Here is a 15,600-nt window from a genome sequence, read left to right as displayed (position 1 = left end):
CCGGGACGAAGCAGCGCCCCCAGGGTGGGGGCGTCAGCCGCCGTGCGCTCCGTGGAACGGGGTGGTGACGCCCTCATAGGAGAGGTGCAGGGCCATGCCCATGTCGGCGTGGCTCAGGTTGTGGCAGTGGTTCATCCACAGCCCCGGGTTCGTGGCGCGGAAGGCCACCTCCCAGACCTCTCCGGGGCGTACGTCGAAGGTGTCGAGCAGCAAGGGTGCCCCGGTCGGTGCGCGGCCGTCGCGGCTGAGGACGAGCACGCGGTGCCCGTGCAGGTGCCAGGGGTGGGTCTCGCGTCCCCGGTTCACGACGGTGATCCGGACGAGGTCGCCTTCCGTCACGATCTGCGTGGGGATGTTCGGGAACGCCTGCCCGTTGACCGTGTGCGCGTACATCGGCCGCCCGTCGACCATGGCGAGTCCCTGGTCGAGGACGAGCGTGAACCTCCGCTTCACCTGCTCGTTCGCGTCGAACGGCGGGGCGGCGGGTTTTCCGTACGCGAGCGGGTCGAGTTCGGGCCAGCCCGCGGTGTTCTCGACCGGACCGGCGGTGGGGCTCGCCGCGGTCGCGCCGCCCGTGCTCCCGGCGGTTCCGGTGGTTCCGGCGGCGCCGGTCGTCCCGGTGGTGGTCCGGACTTTCTCGATCGTTTCGACGCTCCCCGTCGTCCCGGCCGGGTCAATGGCGCCGGTGGTCGCGGCGGGCACCAGCTTCAGGCCCTCCGTACGGTCGTCCACGAGCAGGCGCACGCCGGTGGCGGGCATCGTGAAGGCGAGGTCGTACCGGCCGCCCGCGGGCAGGCGCAGTCCCACCTTGCTCACCTCGCCCGGTTCGTTGAGGTCGTTGCCGTCGATCGCGACCAGCCGGTACGGCGTACCGCTCAGCGTGAACCGGTGCGGGGTGTTGTCAGTGTTGACCAGGCGCAGGCGGGTCGGCATGCCGGGGTACGCCCGCTGCTGGATGGGCTGGTCGTGGTTGCCGAGCACGGTCGTGCCGGAGAACGTGTGCACGGGGAGGGTGAGGTCCAGGCCCTCGGCCCTGTTACGCGGGTGCACCACGAGGGTGCCGTACAACCCCATCCGCACGCCGAGGTCGGACACCTCGTGCGTGTGGTACCAGAAGGTCCCCACCTGGTTCGCGAGGAAGCGGTACACGAACTCCTCGCCCGGGAGGACCGCGTCCTGGGTCAGGCCGGGGACCCCGTCCTCGCCCGAGGGGACGTCGTAGCCGTGCCAGTGGAGCGTCACGCCCGACTCGATGTCGGCGTTGCGCAGCCGTACCTCGATCAGGTCGCCCTCGGTCGCGGTGATCGCGGGTCCGGGCACCTGGCCGTTGAACGTCCACGCGGCGACCTGCTTCCCGGAGGACAGCGCGATGGTCGAGGTGCGGGCGGTGAGCATGAAGCGGCGCACCCTGCCGCCCTCGGCCGGGGCGGTGGGCCCGCGCAGCGCGGTCACCGGCTGTCCGTGGTGCTCGTGCCGCTCTCCGGAGACGCCGCCGCCGAGGTCGGTCGCCTCGACCGGGGCGAACGCGAGCCCGGTGCCGAGCAGGGCCACCGCGAGGATCGCGGAGGCGCCGGGCCGGAGCCCGCGTACCGGAGGGCAGACGACCCGCCAGCTCACCAGAAGGGCGACCCCGAAGAGCGCCACCGTGAGCAGGCCCGTGCTCCAGGTCGCGGGGTAGCCGAGCAGGAGTGTGTGGACCAGCCCCGCCGCCGCGGCGAAGCCCGCGCCCAGCAGGGGCATCACCACGATGGGCCGGGCCGCCGTGACGCCACGGCCGCGGGCCGCCTCGACGAGACGCGGCCCGGCGAGCACGGCCGCCACCAGTACGGCGAGGCCGAGGAGGGGCACCGCGACGATGACCTTCTCCTGGACGAACCACCATCCGGCCCGGGCGAGCGCGATGACGCAGGCGACCCGGGCCAGCGTCACGAGCACGGCCACGGGGAACAGGGCCAGCGCCACTTTCGGACGCCGGAAGGCGGCGGCCGCCCCGGTCCCCAGCCACGCGAGCGTGGTCAGGGCCGAGGCGAGCAGGTCGAGCGCGAGCAGCCCCGAGGTGGTCATGACACCGGCGCCGTCACGTTCTTCGGCGTCGTCTCGCCGGCCAAGGCGAACTTCCGGGCTCCGGCGAGCACCTGTCCGGAGACGGCCATGATGGCCAGGCCGTTGACGGCGTGCAGGCCCAGGATGGCCAGCGACGCCGTCGTGGAGTTGCCGGTGCCGTCGTCCAGCGCCCGGCCCAGGATGATGATCAGCATCTGGACGACGACCAGGCCGAACGGCGCGATGCTCAGCCCGATCAGCCGGCCCGGCGCCTTGACGATCGTGGCCACCACGGTGATCAGCAGGGACAGGACGGGGATGACCATCATTCCGGTGGTGCCGTGCAGCGCGAACGAGTCGTCCGACTGCGGTTTGTCGAAGGCGCCGACGCCCGCGAAATAGAACTGCGCGAGTATGGCGAGCATTTGCAGGCCGGCCAGCGCGACGAAGACCCTGCGCACGGTGCGCTCCCTTCAGATACGTGGGTTAGGGAGGATCTTGTCCCATCACGTCCGCCGAGTCGTCGTCCGGCCAGAGACACGTCACATACGACCAGGGGAGTACGCGAGGGGGTACGGCACCTTCCCCGGGAGGCGTCCGGCTCAGATCAGCCCGAGCGCGAGCATCGCGTCGGCGACCCGCTTGAAGCCGTCGATGTTGGCGCCCGCCACGTAGTTCCCCGCCATGCCGTACTCGTCCGCCGTCTTCAGGCAGCGGTCGTGGATGTCGGACATGATCTCGCGCAGGCGGCGCTCGGAGAACTCGAAGGTCCAGGAGTCGCGGCTGGCGTTCTGCTGCATCTCCAGCGCGCTGGTGGCCACGCCGCCCGCGTTGGCGGCCTTGCCCGGCCCGAAGGCCACGCCCGCGTCCTGGAACACCCGGATGGCCTCGGGCATCGTCGGCATGTTGGCGCCCTCGCCCACCGCGACGCAGCCGCCGCGTACCAGCCGCTCGGCGTCCTTGCCGGTGATCTCGTTCTGCGTGGCGGACGGCATCGCCACCTCGCAGGGCACCTCCCACACGCTGTGGCCGGGCACGAACACCGCGCCCTCGCCGGCGCGCTTGGCGGCGTACGCGCTGAGCCGCTGGCGTTCGACCTCCTTGACCTGCTTGAGCAGATCGAGGTCGATGCCCTTCTCGTCCACGACGTATCCGGAGGAGTCGGAGCAGGCGACCACGACGCCGCCGAGCTGGCGCACCTTCTCGATGGTGTAGATCGCGACGTTGCCGGACCCGGACACCACGACGCGCTTGCCGTCGAAGGACGTGCCGCGTGCCTTGAGCATCTCCTCGACGAAGAACGCGCAGCCGTACCCGGTGGCCTCGGTGCGGACCTGGGCGCCGCCGAAGCTCAGCCCCTTGCCGGTGATCACGCCGGACTCGTACCGGTTCGTGATGCGCTTGTACTGCCCGAAGAGGTAGCCGACCTCACGGCCGCCGACGCCGATGTCACCGGCGGGGACGTCGGTGTACTCGCCGATGTGGCGGTAGAGCTCGGTCATGAAGCTCTGGCAGAAGCGCATGATCTCGCGCTGGGACCTGCCCTTGGGGTCGAAGTCCGAGCCGCCCTTGCCGCCGCCGATGGGCAGGCCGGTCAGGCTGTTCTTGAAGATCTGCTCGAACCCGAGGAACTTGATGATCCCCAGATAGACGGAGGGGTGGAAGCGCAGCCCGCCCTTGTACGGCCCGAGCGCGCTGTTGAACTCGACCCGGAAGCCACGGTTGATATGCACCTCGCCCTGGTCGTCCTCCCAGGGCACACGGAAGATGATCTGCCGCTCGGGCTCGCAGATCCGCTCAATGATCTTGGATTCGGCGTACTCGGGGTGCTTGCCGAGCACCGGGCCGATGCTCTCCAAGACCTCGCGGACGGCCTGGTGAAACTCGATTTCACCGGGATTACGGCGCAGGACGTTGTCGTAGATCGTCGACAGCTTCTCGTGTAGCACCGGGTACCCCGTTCGTTCATGTCTGGCAGTCCATGCCCAATCTTATGAGTCCCGGGTTGACACCTGTCATGCAGGATCGGCACGTCAGCGCCGGTTTCGGTCCATATTTCGGACTAAGGTGACGTACGTCGGCTTTAACCTGCGGATCCTGTTACCGTGGGTCGCTTACATTGTCTCTTTGACGTTGTCTCTTGATGCTCTCTTGACGGAGGCGCTCGGTGGTACGGCGGTCTTCTCCGAAGGGGCCGGCGAAGTGAAGGGGCGGCAGGCCGGGTGGGGCTCGGCCGTACTCGACCGGTTCCAGAACCCGACCCAGGTCCTGGCGACCGGATTCGGCAGCGTGGTGCTGATCGGCACCGTCCTCCTGACGCTTCCGATCGCGACGACCTCCGGTGAGTCCGCGGGTTGGGTGTCCGCCCTGTTCACCGCGACCTCGGCGGTGTGCGTGACGGGCCTAGTGATCGTCGACACCGGGGCGTACTGGTCCTCCTTCGGTGAAGGAGTGATCGCCGGGCTGGTCCAGGTCGGCGGCCTCGGGATCATGATGATGGCCACCCTGTTCACCATGCTGGTCTCCGGCCGCATGGGACTCCGGGTCCGGCTCATGGCCCAGGCCCAGACCAGCACGCTCAACGTGGCCGACGCCCGCCGGGTGGTGCGCAACGTCGTGATCTTCAGCCTCGTCTCCGAGGCGATCGTGGCCGTGATCCTCACCGCCAGACTGATGATCAAGTACGACGAGTCGTTCGGGGAGGCGGTCTACCACGGGGTCTTCCACGCGATCTCGGCGTTCAACAACGCCGGGTTCGCCCTGTGGCCGGACAGCCTGATGGGGTTCGTGACCGACCCGTGGATCTGCCTCACGATCGCCGCGGCGGTGATCGTCGGCGGCCTGGGCTTCCCGGTGATGTTCGAGCTGCTGCGCTCCTGGCGGCGGCCCAGCCGCTGGTCGGTGCTCACCCGCGTGAGCGTCGTCGTCACCGTGCTCCTGCTCTCCTCCGGCACGCTGGTCTTCCTGATGACGGAGTGGCGCAACCCCGGCACCATGGGCGCCCTCGACGACTCCGAGAAGCTGCTGGCCAGCTTCTTCACCGCCGTCATGCCGCGCTCGTCGGGCTTCAACAGCATCGACGTCTCCCAGATGGCGCCGTCGAGTTGGCTGGCCACCGACATCCTGATGTTCATCGGCGCGGGCAGCGCCGGCACCGGGGGCGGCATCAAGGTCACGACGTTCGGACTGCTGGCCTTCGTCATCTGGGCGGAGCTGCGGGGCGAGTCCCGGGTCAACGTCGGGCACCGGCGGCTCACCGAGTCCGCGCAGCGCCAGGCGGTCGCGATCAGCGCGCTCGGCGTCGCCCTCGTCGCGGTGTCCACCTACGTCCTGCTCGTGCTGACCCCGCACAGCCTGGACAAGGTGCTGTTCGAGGCCGTCTCGGCGTTCAGCACGACTGGCCTGTCCACCGGCATCACCGCGGACGTGCCCCCGGCCGGGCACCTGCTCCTGGTGGTGCTCATGTTCATCGGCAGGATCGGCCCCCTCACGCTCGGCTCGGCGCTCGCCCTCAAGGAGCGCACCCGCCGTTACGAACTACCCGAGGAGCGAGTCATCGTTGGCTGACAAGAAGAACGATCCTGTCGTGGTCGTCGGCCTCGGCCGGTTCGGCAGCTCCCTCGCGCTGGAACTGGCGGCGAGGGGAACCGAGGTGCTGGCCATCGACAGCCGCCCCAAGCTGGTGCAGAGCCTGGCCGGACGGATCACGAACATCGCGACCGCGGACGCCACCGACATCGAGGCGCTGCGCCAGCTCGGCGTGCCCGACTTCTACCGGGCCGTGGTCGCCATCGGCAGTGACCTGGAGGCGAGCATCCTCGCCACCTCGCTGCTGGTGGAGCTGGAGCTGGAGGACATCTGGGCCAAGGCGGTCAGCCGCCAGCACGGCCAGATCCTGCACCGGATCGGCGCCCACCATGTCGTCTTCCCCGAGCACGACATGGGGGAGCGGGTCGCCCACATGGTCAGCGGCCGGATGCTCGACTACGTGGAGGTCGACGAGAACTTCGCCCTCGTCAAGACCCACCCGCCCAAGGAGTTCGTCGGCGTCCCGCTGGGCCAGTCGAAGCTGCGCCGCAAGTACGGCGTGACGATCGTGGCCGTCAAGAGCCCCGGCGAGGAGTTCACCTACACCACGGCGGAGACCGAGCTCTCCTATGGCGACATCGTCCTCGTCTCCGGCAGGAGCGACAACGTCGAGCGCTTCGCCGAACTCCCCTGACCTCTGGGTGACCGAGAAGGAGCTGAACCGCTGGCAGGCCGCAGGCGTCGGCGTGCACGTCAAGCAGGCGGGAGCTCTCTCCGTGACCATCGGCGGTGAGCGTGTAGGGAGCATGGCGGGTCGATCGCCGGGCCGCCCGAGCACGCACGGCGACCATGGCGCAGGTATGGGTGCAATCTTGCAGTTTCCCTGAGAACGTACAGGTCAGGGCCGTGGGACTTGCACTGCAAGTGCTCGCTTCTTCCGTCTGTGGCACCGGCTGCCGAGCGCCGGTCACTCTGATCTCGGGCGCCGCCGAACCGTTCGGCCAGGCGCCGGATCAGCCCCCCTCAGCCCTTGGAGGAGACATGCGCGCGTTTCTCGTCGCGACCCTCGCCGCCGGCCTGCTCGCGGCACCCGTCACCGTCTCGACCGCCGCGGCAGTGTCGGCGGCGACCCCCACGACAGCCTTGCCGGCCGCCGGTTCGGCGAGCCGGGCACTGCCCACCTGCTCGGGCGAGCGGATCCTGCGGAGGGAGGTCTGGGCCGTCAACGGCACGGTCGCGGGCTCGCCCCGGCAGAAAGCCGCCTACATCCACCTCTTCTACAACGGCTCCACTCGTACGGCGTGCGCGTTCCTGAACTCCACGGACTACACGTGGGGCGTCAGGAAGTACGTAGAGCTGAGGCTGCGCAACTGCGTGTCCACCACCTCGTCCGGCCGCTGCATCTCCACGCTCAATCCGGCGTACGTCCGTGGCTGGACGACGGGCCGGAGCGGGACCGCTGTGCTGCCGTTCAGCCGGGGCTGCCTGACGGTCGAGGCCACGGTCATGTACGGCGGCTTCCAGGGCAGCCGGACGATCCCCAGTGGCAGCGTGTGCCTGGGGTCCCGGGTCTGAGGGTCCCCCTCCGCTCCCGGCCTCCGAGCCTCCGCTCCTTCCCGCCTCCGCTCCTTCCCGCCTCCGGTCCGTGCCGCCGGGCAAGGGCCATCCCCGGCTGATCCTCGGCCGATCATGGTTCACCATCGCGATTGAACCCACCTGCCCCATGCGGGTGGGTTCGTCGCTTTACATGACATTTGTAGCTCTTTGCGGAGGTTGGCGAGCTGATTCTGGACCCGCGCGGGCATAATCCGCCCAGGTCAGGCGTTTAGTTAGCTGAACTAACTTCTTCTCGCTAGGGGGGCACGAAGATGTGCGGTATCGCCGGCTGGGTCGACTACGACCGTGACCTGAGAACCGTGCGCGACGTCGCGCAGGCCATGACCGACACCATGGTGTGCCGGGGACCGGACGCCGAAGGCCTGCGGGTGGAGCCGCACGCGGCGCTCGGCCACCGCCGGCTCGCCATCATCGACATCGAGGGCGGCCGCCAGCCGATGGCCGCCGAAAGGGACGGGAGGCTCCTCGCCGTCCTCACGTACAGCGGCGAGGTCTACAACTTCCGCGAGCTGCGCGCCGAACTGGCCTCGCGCGGGCACCACTTCCGGACGGAGAGCGACACCGAGGTCGTCCTCGAGGCGTACCTGGAGTGGGGAGAGGACTTCGTCGGCCGGCTCAACGGCATGTACGCCTTCGCCATCTGGGACGCCCGCCGCGAGGAACTGCTCCTCGTCCGCGACCGGATGGGCATCAAGCCGCTCTACTACTACCCGACCCCGTCAGGGGTGCTGTTCGGCTCGGAGCCGAAGGCGATCCTCGCCAACCCGCTGGCGGAGCGGGTGGTCGACGCCGACGGCCTGCGCGAGCTGCTCGCCTTCGTCAAGACGCCGGAGCGGGCCATCTACCGCGGCATGTACGAGGTCCGTCCCGGCCAGCTCGTCCGGATCCGCCGCGAGGGCGTGACCCGGCGCCGCTACTGGACCCTGGAGTCCCGCGAGCACACCGACGACCTCCCCACCACGATCGAGAACGTGCGCGGGCTGCTGGACGACATCGTCAGCCGCCAGCTCATCTCGGACGTGCCACTGTGCACCCTGCTGTCGGGCGGCCTGGACTCCAGCGCCGTGACCGCGCTCGCCGCGAGGGCGCTGGGCACGACGAAGGTCCGGTCGTTCTCCGTCGACTTCGCCGGGTACACCGAGAACTTCCAGCCCGACGAGATGCGCGACACCCCTGACGGCCCGTACGTCAAGGACGTGGTCAAGCACATCGGCGCCGACCACACCGACATTCTGCTGAACTCGGCCGACCTGATGGACCCGGCCGTCCGGGCGGCGGTGCTGCGGGCACGCGACCTGCCGGCCGGCATCGGCGACATGGACACCTCGCTCTACCTGCTGTTCAAGGCGATCCGAGGGCACTCGACCGTGGCGCTCTCCGGCGAATCCGCCGACGAGGTCTTCGGCGGGTACAAGTGGTTCCACGACGCCGAGGCGGTCAACTCCGGCACCTTCCCGTGGCTGGCCATGCGGGGATCCATCGGGCGCCGCGGCCTGGACGGGCTCTTCGACGAGGAGCTCACCCGCAAGCTCGACATCCCCGCCTACCGGGCCGACGCCTACCAGCAGGCCCTGGCCGAGGTGCGGCCGCTGCCCGGTGAGACCGGCCTGCAGAAGCGGATGCGGGAGGTCAGCTATCTGCACCTCACCCGCTTCGTGCAGATCCTCCTGGACCGCAAGGACCGGATGAGCATGGCCGTCGGCCTGGAGGTGCGCGTCCCCTTCTGCGACCACCGCCTGGTGGAGTACGTCTACAACGCCCCGTGGGCGATGAAGACGTTCGACGGGCGGGAGAAGAGCCTCCTGCGCGCCGCCACCGCGGACGTCCTGCCGCGTTCGGTGGTCGAGCGCCGCAAGAGCCCCTACCCCTCGACCCAGGACCCCGCGTACGAGCGGGCGCTCCAGGCCGAGGCGGTCAGGCTCCTCGGCCTGGACGACCTGCCGGTGGCGCCGCTGCTCGACATGGCGAAGGCGCGGACCGCGCTCGACCACGAGGTGGGGACGACCAGCCTCCAGGAGAGCAGGGCCGCGATGGAGCAGCTCATCCAGTTCAACGCCTGGCTGGAGAGGTACGGGGTCCGCGTCACCATCTGACCCGCTCCCGGCCGTCACCGACTGGCCCCACCGACCCGCCCGTGCGGCTACTGGGGCCAGTTGGCCACGGTCGAGGCCTTGATCGGATCGACGTAGCAGTTCACGGTGGCCCGGCGGGCCTTGTCCAGTACGCAGACCTTCACGTCCACACGCGTGATCTCGCCGTCGGAGGAGAGCCGGAACGAGCTCTTCGCCGCGCAGGTCGACCTGGGCTGGGCCCATCCGGTGCCGCCGCCGGCGTAGTGGAAGCGGGCGCGGATGTACGCGCAATGGCCGTCGTGCCGGTCGCGGTCGTACAGCGTGCCCGACACGACGAACGTCTCCGCGCTGAAGTCGGTGATCCACACGTCGGCCTTGGCGTACCCCCCGTGGCCGCCCCTGGACTGGACGGGTCCCCAGTGGAGCCGGGCCGCGGCGGCCTCGGCCGGCGCGGTCAGGCCGCCGACGGCCACGACCGTCAGCAGCGCGGCGGCGCCGGCCGCGCGGGCGGTTCTGCGGGCGGTCCTGATGATGGTGCTGTTCTTCATGCCTCCATGAGTAGTGCCGCCGACTTGGAGCCACCTTGCATCCCGCTGGGCTCCGCCGGAACCCACCCGCCGGAACCCACCTGCCGGAACCCACCTGCCGGAACCCGTCCGGAACCCGCGCGGGAAGCCGCTCGCGCGGGCGGGTGAGGAGAAGAATGGTCATTCTCGGTACGGCGATCCTCATCTCTGCGTAGTGTCATCATCACTCATTGTGATCGAAGCGGGGGTTGTCGTTGTTGACTCGCGCGCAGATCCGGCTCGTCATGGCCGGACTCATGCTCGCCATGCTGCTCGCCGCTCTGGACCAGATGATCGTGGCCACCGCGCTGCCCATGATCGCGCAGGAGCTCGGCGGGCTGGACCAGCTCTCCTGGGTGGTCACGTCCTATCTGCTCGCCTCCACGGCCGGGACCCCGTTGTACGGCAAGCTCTCGGACCTGTACGGCCGCAAGCAGATCTTCCAGAGCGCGATCGTCATCTTCCTGATCGGGTCCATCCTGTGCGGCCTCGCCCAGAACATGGCCCAGCTCATCATCTTCCGCGGCGTCCAGGGGCTGGGCGGCGGCGGCCTCATGGCGCTCGCCATGGCCGTCATCGCGGACGTCGTCCCGCCCCGTGAGCGTGGCCGCTACCAGGGGCTCTTCGGCGGCGTGTTCGGCCTGGCCAGCGTCGCGGGCCCGCTCGTCGGAGGGTTCTTCACCGACCACGCGACCTGGCGGTGGATCTTCTGGATCAACCTTCCGCTGGGCGTGGCCGCGCTCGCCGTGATCGCGGTCGCGCTGCATCTGCCCCGCACGACGGTGCAGCACAGCATCGACTATCCCGGGGCCGTCCTCCTGGTCGCCGCCGTGTGCTCGATTCTGATGGTCACGGTGTGGGGCGGCCGCACGTACGACTGGGCCTCGCCGCAGATCATCGCTCTCGCGGCGGCGGGTGTCTGCCTGACCGTGGCCTTCGCCGCCCGGCAGCGCAGCGCGGCCGAGCCGATCCTGCCGCCGCGGGTCATCACCGATCCGGTGGTCGCGGTCAGCGCGGGGTTGTCGCTGCTGTCCGGAGCCGCGCTGTTCGGCGCCGTGGTCTACCTGCCCACCTATCTCCAGATCGTCCGCGGCGACACGGCCACGGAGTCCGGGCTCGCCCTTGTCCCGCTGACCGGCGGCGTGATCGTCGCCTCTCTGGTGAGCGGGGCGCTGGTCTCCAAGACCGGCCGGTACAAGGCGATGCCCGTCCTGGGAGCGGGGATCCTGGCCGTCGGGCTGTACCTGCTCAGCCTGGTCGAGGTGGACACGTCGCGGGTGCTGCTCATGGCCTTCACCGTCGTGGTCGGTCTGGGTGTGGGCGGCTTCATGCAGGTCCCACTGGTGGCGACGCAGAACGCCGTACTCCCCGGTGACATCGGTACCGCGTCCAGTGCCATCGCGTTCTTCCGCACTCTCGGCGGCTCGCTCGGCACCGCGCTGTTCGGCACGATCCAGATCCGCACCCTGGAGGAGGAACTCGCCAGGGCCGGTCTGCCGGCGCAGGCCGTCCAGCTCGATCCCGGCATGCTCGCCCGGCTGCCCGGCGCGCAGCTCCACGAGCTGCTTGAAGCGTTCACCACGGCGGTCCAGGCCGTCTACCTGTGGGCGATTCCGTTCGCCGCCGCCAGCCTGCTGCTCGCGCTCTTCCTGAAGGAGGTGCCGCTGCGCGGGGAGACGTCCACGCGGCCGAGCGCGGTGACGCTGGCGGTGACCGGCGTCGCGCTCGCCTGGCTCGCCGACCGGCTCGAACGCGGGGCGTCGCCCCGGCTGCTCGCTGCCGCCGCCCGGCTCGTCCCGCCCGACGCGGTGCCGGAGGCCGCCGCCGACGATGACGCCGCCCGCGCTCGCGCCGCGTCCCGGCAGCTGCTGCGGCCGTTGGCAGGCCAGGTGCTGCTCGCGGCTTTGGTGGAAAAGGAGAGCAAATGACCCGATATCTGGCTGGCCTGATCACGGCGACCGCCGCTCTCGGCGCGGGTGTCTGGCTGCTGATCGCGCCGTACGGCCTGGACTACCCCTCCGGCAGCACGGCGTCGGGGGTCGACGCGTGGACGGGAGCGCTGGTGTGCGCGCTCTCCCTGGCCACCATCGGGGTGTGGGCCCGTGCCTGGCGCGCGCAGCTCCGCGCCGACGGGCTGCTGCCGGAGCGCCAGGCGGTACGGCCGGACCGGTCGGCCCTGCCGCATCCGGATGAGCACGGCCGGGCCGACTCGTCGGACGCGGCGAGGGTCGCACGGGCACTGGAGGAGGAGCCGCCCCCGCCCCCGCCGCAGGTGCCGACCATCGAGGACCTGCACGGCCTGCTCAAGCCTCTGGTGGCCGCACTGGCCGCCGACCAGATGGAGCGGACCCACGCGCAGAGCGCCCAGCCGCAGAACGCCCATCCACAGAACGCCCGCCCGCGGAACGCCCACGGGCCGAGCACCCACACGCAGACCGCGTACACGAATGCGGAGGAGGACTGGTGAGCAGGTGGGGAATCGCCGGCATCGGCATGATCTTCGCGATCGGCGTCTGGCTGGTCGCGGCGCCGTTCGTGACCGGCCAGCAACCGGACAGCGCGACCTGGACCACGGCCACCCGGAATGATGTGATCGTCGGCGCGGCGCTCGCGCTCCTCGGCTTCACCGGCTTCTTCACGGTGCTCGCCGGTCACGTCGCCGACATGTACGCCAAGGGCCCGCAGCCGCCCGCCCAGCGCTGACCAGCGTTGCCACGGAAGCCGCAGACGGGACGAACGTATGGCGGTTCCCCGGCGCCGACCTGGTGTTCGCGCTGTTCCTGTTCGGCACGTTCAACCTGGTCTACATCGTGCTCGGCCGGTTCTTCATACGCGGCCTGATGGCCGGAGCGGTCAAGGGCTGAGAGCGTCCCGGCCGACCGGTCCGGCCTGCGGTCCGGATCTCCCGGCGGATCTCCCGGCGGGGGCGCGCCCATCGAGCGGGCGTGTCCCTCGCCGTCCCCGCCGGGAGATCCGTCGTTTCCCGAAATATCCGAGTAAGGGCTACTTCAGGCCGGTGTCCACGGCACCGGTCAGCGTGCCGGTGTCACCGGACATCTCCCAGATCATCACGCCGAGCAGGCCCTTGGTACGCAGCCACGCGGTCTTCTTGGCGATCGACCACGTGTCGTCGAAGGTCCACCACTGGCCGGCCTGGCTCGCGCTGCCGGTGTAGCAGTAGGTGGCCCCCGCCTGCTCGTCGTGCCGTACGGTGCAGCCGGGCACGCTCGCCACCAGGTTGCTGTAGCCCCGGGTGCCCGCCTCCTCCTGGAACTGGCCCGGCGCGGCACCGGTCGCCGACTGCCACTCGCCGGACTTGCCGCCGTCGGCGACGCCCTGCCAACCGCGCCCGTAGTACGCGAGACCGATGGTGAGCTTGCGCGGGTTCACCCCGGCCTGCAGGTACACGTTGACCGCGTTCTCGACGCTGAAGTGGAACGAGTACGGGTCGTCGGTGTCGGCGTACAGGTTGCCCTGGTGGCCGGTCCGGTTCGGCTCCCACGAGTTGTCGCTGCCCGCGCCGTGGAAGTCGTAGCCCTGGATGTTGAAGATGTCCAGGGACTTGGCGACCTCGGGCAGGTCCCAGCCCGCCGCGATCTTGTCCGGGTCGGCCGGCGTGAACGCGGTGAGCTGGTAGCGCTTCCCGGTCTCCACGGTCAGCGCGTCCAGCTGCTTGCGGAACTCGGCGATCAGCAGGGTGTTGTTCGCCTTGTCGTTCGGGCCGATGTGGTTTCCGGCGTGGCCCTCGGCGCCCGGCCACTCCCAGTCCAGGTCGATGCCGTCGAAGATCCCGGCGGCGCTGCCCGGCCCGCCCGCGCTGTTGTACTCGGGCAGGTTGCCCTTGATGTACATGTCGATGCAGGAGCTGACGAACTTCTTCCTGGACGCGTCCGTGGCGGCCACGTCGGAGAAGTACTTCGAGTACGTCCAGCCGCCGAGCGAGATCAGCACCTTCAGGTTCGGGTACTTCGCCTTGAGCTTGCGCAGCTGGTTGTAGTTGCCGCGCAGCTTCTCCCAGCCGGTGTCGGCGACGCCGTCCACGGACTGCGCCGAGCTCATCGGCCGGCCGTAGTCGGCGTCGGCGTCGCCCGAGCCGTCACCCTGGTTCGGGTCCTGCGGGTCGGACGAGGTTCCCTTGGTGACGCCGTTGAGGCAGGTCAGCTTCACCGGGTCGATGTTGGCGAACGCGTAGTTGAGGTGGGTCAGCTTCGCCGCCGCCCCGGTCGTGTCGAGGTTCTTCACGAAGTACTGGCGGCCGTAGATGCCCCACTGCACGAAGTAGCCGACCCTGGCGTACCCGTTCTCGACGATGTCGGCGGTGGTCGCCTTGACGGCGACGCCGGCAGCCGACGTGTTGTCGTAGAGGTCACGGGCCCGCACGGTGAAGGTGTACTCCGTGGACGGGGACAACCCGGTCACCGTGGCCGTGGTGCCGAGCACGCTCGTCGCCAGTGTCGTGCCGACGTACACGTCGTATCCGGCGACGCCCTTGTTGTCGGTCGAGGCGTCCCACGCGAGCGCGACGCTGGACGACGTCTTGCCGGTGCTGCGCACGTTGGCCGGCACGGTGGGCGGCTGGGTGTCGTCGGCCGGATTGTTGGTGGTCACCTTCAGCGGCGAACTGGCCGGCGAGGGGGTGCCCTTGCGGTCCTTGGCCTTGACCGTGAACGTGTACTCGGTGTTCGGGCTCAGGCCGGTGACCGTCGCGGCGGTCCCGGTGACCGTCGTGGCCAGGTCGGTGCCTCGGTAGACCTCGTACGCCGTGATCGGGAGGCTGCCCGCCGTCGCGGCGTCCCAGGCGAGGGAGACCGTCTTGGTGGTCTTGACCGGCGAGCGGAGGTTCCCCGGCGCGGAGGGCGGGGTGTCCGCAGAGCCGTCGCATCGCACGTCGTTGACCCGGCAGCTCGTCGGCTCCACGGGCGAGCTGAGCGTGAAGGTCGGGCTGTACGGCTCGGTGGTCGCGTGCGCCGCGATCTTGGTGTTGTAGAAGGCCGGACTCAGCGTGACCTGACGGCCGCTCTGGCTCAGCGAGCCGTTCTGGGCGTTGCTCGCGGTGACCCCGGCGGGCAGCTCGAACTGGATCGACCAGGCGTCGAGGGCGGCGTCGCCGTTGTTCTCGACGACGAACTTCCCCTGGCTGCCGCTGAGGGAGAAGCTCGCGACGACCGGCGCGGCCGGCGGGGGCGGGTCGCCGCTGCCGTCGCAGTTGGCGTTGTTGATCAGGCAGCTCGTCGGCTGGGCGGGTGAGCTGAGCGTGAAGGTCGGGCTGTACGGCTCGGTGTTCCCGTTCGCCCGGACGGTGTTGATGTAGAACGCCGGGGTGAGTTTGACCCGTGTGCCGGTCTGGGTCGTGGTGGCGTTCTGGGGGTTGCTGACGGTGACCCCGGCGGGCAGGTCGAACTGGATCGACCAGCCGGTGACGGGGGCGCTCTCGGGGTTGCTCACCACGAACTTGCCCTGATTGCCGGTCAGGGTGAAGGCGGCGGTGAGGCGGGCGGCAGCGTGTGCCGGGGCGGCCGCGAAGGCGACCATCATGGCGATCGGGAGCAACAGGACGGCTAATCGGCGCATGTGAGAACTCTTTCCTAAAGGAAAGTTTCCTAATAATTACGCGGATCGTAACCCCGAGTCGTGGTGGCGGCAAGACCCAAAACGGTGGGTGCGTTCGGAAGGCTCGGCCTGGAAAGCCGAGGGTGGGCAGCCCCGCTTGGAGAGTCAGGGGTGGGTGCTCCGGTCGGGGAGAGCCAGGGTTGGCGCTCCGGTCCGGGAGGGTC

Annotated in this window: 12 protein-coding genes; 7 read left to right on the top strand and 5 right to left on the bottom strand. The window is 69.8% G+C overall.

Annotated features, from left to right (window positions below; all coding sequences use genetic code 11):
• Positions 1-33: 33 nt before the first annotated feature.
• The 3 genes from AB0I59_RS22060 to gdhA all read right to left on the bottom strand — a co-directional run bounded on the left by AB0I59_RS22060 (position 34) and on the right by gdhA (position 3,992).
• Complete coding sequence (locus AB0I59_RS22060) at positions 34-2,064, bottom strand: multicopper oxidase family protein (RefSeq protein WP_358135505.1); 2,031 nt, start codon at positions 2,062-2,064, stop codon at positions 34-36.
• Positions 2,061-2,504, bottom strand: coding sequence for a DUF6220 domain-containing protein (locus AB0I59_RS22055; RefSeq protein WP_061252904.1), 444 nt, complete (start codon positions 2,502-2,504; stop codon positions 2,061-2,063). The genes AB0I59_RS22060 and AB0I59_RS22055 overlap by 4 nt, the downstream gene beginning before the upstream one ends.
• A gap of 141 nt (positions 2,505-2,645) precedes the next feature.
• Positions 2,646-3,992, bottom strand: coding sequence for an NADP-specific glutamate dehydrogenase (gene gdhA / locus AB0I59_RS22050; protein ID WP_061252905.1), 1,347 nt, complete (start codon positions 3,990-3,992; stop codon positions 2,646-2,648).
• 319 nt (positions 3,993-4,311) lie between these two features.
• On the opposite strand from gdhA, the gene AB0I59_RS22045 reads away from it, so the two are divergent.
• The 4 genes from AB0I59_RS22045 (at position 4,312) to asnB (ending at position 9,281) form a co-directional block, all read left to right on the top strand.
• Complete coding sequence (locus tag AB0I59_RS22045) at positions 4,312-5,610, top strand: TrkH family potassium uptake protein (RefSeq protein WP_061253639.1); 1,299 nt, start codon at positions 4,312-4,314, stop codon at positions 5,608-5,610.
• Positions 5,603-6,265, top strand: a complete 663-nt coding sequence (locus AB0I59_RS22040) for a potassium channel family protein (protein ID WP_228644130.1) — start codon at positions 5,603-5,605, stop codon at positions 6,263-6,265. The genes AB0I59_RS22045 and AB0I59_RS22040 overlap by 8 nt, the downstream gene beginning before the upstream one ends.
• Positions 6,266-6,612: 347 nt before the next feature.
• Positions 6,613-7,146 carry a hypothetical protein gene (locus AB0I59_RS22035; protein ID WP_358135499.1) on the top strand — a complete coding sequence of 178 codons (534 nt, stop codon included), beginning with the start codon at positions 6,613-6,615 and terminating at the stop codon, positions 7,144-7,146.
• 293 nt (positions 7,147-7,439) lie between these two features.
• Entirely contained in the window at positions 7,440-9,281 is a 1,842-nt protein-coding gene (asnB, locus tag AB0I59_RS22030) for an asparagine synthase (glutamine-hydrolyzing) (protein ID WP_061252907.1), read from the top strand.
• Positions 9,282-9,328: 47 nt separating this feature from the next.
• Here the strand turns inward: asnB and AB0I59_RS22025 are convergent, their stop codons facing one another.
• On the bottom strand, positions 9,329-9,808 hold the full coding sequence (locus AB0I59_RS22025) for a hypothetical protein (RefSeq protein WP_061252908.1): 480 nt from the start codon (positions 9,806-9,808) through the stop codon (positions 9,329-9,331).
• Positions 9,809-10,044: 236 nt separating this feature from the next.
• Between AB0I59_RS22025 and AB0I59_RS22020 the strand changes: the two genes are divergently transcribed.
• From AB0I59_RS22020 to AB0I59_RS22010, 3 genes are read left to right on the top strand one after another with little or no spacing between them, the layout of a single operon-like run.
• Positions 10,045-11,754: a DHA2 family efflux MFS transporter permease subunit gene (locus AB0I59_RS22020; RefSeq protein ID WP_358135497.1), complete on the top strand. Its 1,710-nt coding sequence runs from the start codon at positions 10,045-10,047 to the stop codon at positions 11,752-11,754.
• Positions 11,751-12,293: a hypothetical protein gene (locus AB0I59_RS22015; protein WP_061252910.1), complete on the top strand. Its 543-nt coding sequence runs from the start codon at positions 11,751-11,753 to the stop codon at positions 12,291-12,293. Before AB0I59_RS22020 ends, AB0I59_RS22015 begins: the two co-directional genes overlap by 4 nt.
• Positions 12,290-12,529, top strand: coding sequence for an SPW repeat domain-containing protein (locus AB0I59_RS22010; RefSeq protein WP_061252911.1), 240 nt, complete (start codon positions 12,290-12,292; stop codon positions 12,527-12,529). Before AB0I59_RS22015 ends, AB0I59_RS22010 begins: the two co-directional genes overlap by 4 nt.
• Before the next feature lie 300 nt (positions 12,530-12,829).
• Here the strand turns inward: AB0I59_RS22010 and AB0I59_RS22005 are convergent, their stop codons facing one another.
• Positions 12,830-15,397 carry a glycosyl hydrolase family 18 protein gene (locus tag AB0I59_RS22005; RefSeq protein ID WP_358135494.1) on the bottom strand — a complete coding sequence of 856 codons (2,568 nt, stop codon included), beginning with the start codon at positions 15,395-15,397 and terminating at the stop codon, positions 12,830-12,832.
• Between the last annotated feature and the right edge of the window lie 203 nt (positions 15,398-15,600).

Source organism: Microtetraspora glauca (assembly GCF_040656155.1).
GTDB classification, from domain to species: domain Bacteria; phylum Actinomycetota; class Actinomycetes; order Streptosporangiales; family Streptosporangiaceae; genus Microtetraspora; species Microtetraspora glauca.
The sequence above is the reverse complement of the archived record's forward strand: the minus strand, read 5'-3'. Positions and strand labels throughout refer to the sequence as shown.